Below are 590 nucleotides of genomic sequence, written 5' to 3' on the forward strand. Positions count from 1 at the left end.
TTGAATGTAACGGTGAGTCCATCAACAATGACGAAGTTGGCAGTGAGCTTAACAAGTCCACAGGTCAATGGTACCGCCTTTACAGGAACGAATACCTTAACGGCACAAGATGCTTATGGTAATACAGTAACAGGTTTTGATGCTTCAGGCAATAACATTACAGTAACAACCAGCTTAACAGGAACTGTAAGTGGATTGGGAAGTGGGGTAAACAATGTAATCAACCAATTAGTAAACTTCAGCAGTGGGGTAGCGAACTTGACTAGCTTAGGCTTGAAATTCACAGGAACATCTGGAACAGGAATCTTTACCTTTACACCAGCTTCTGGTACAGCGGCTACTAGTGGAAGTGTGACCATTAATCCTGGAGCAGCGACAAAATTAGTGGTTACAGGAACAGGAACACAAACAGCAGGTGGAGCACAAACAGTTACTGTGACGGCCAAAGATGCGGATGGTAACACAGTAACAAGTTACACAGGAGCAAAAAACATTACATTCTCAGGAGCAGCCGCATCTCCAAGTCCAGCAACTACACCAACGATAGCAGGCACGAACTTTGGAACAGCTACAAGCTTGACCTTTACGGC

At 44.6% G+C, this 590-nt stretch carries 1 protein-coding gene; it reads left to right on the forward strand.

Going from position 1 to position 590, the window contains the following annotated elements; all coding sequences use genetic code 11:
* On the forward strand, positions 1 to 590 hold a 590-nt coding region (locus G9H60_RS13230), incomplete at both ends, for a hypothetical protein (protein ID WP_223144513.1).

This window comes from Aquirufa aurantiipilula (assembly GCF_019923745.1).
GTDB lineage: Bacteria > Bacteroidota > Bacteroidia > Cytophagales > Spirosomataceae > Aquirufa > Aquirufa aurantiipilula.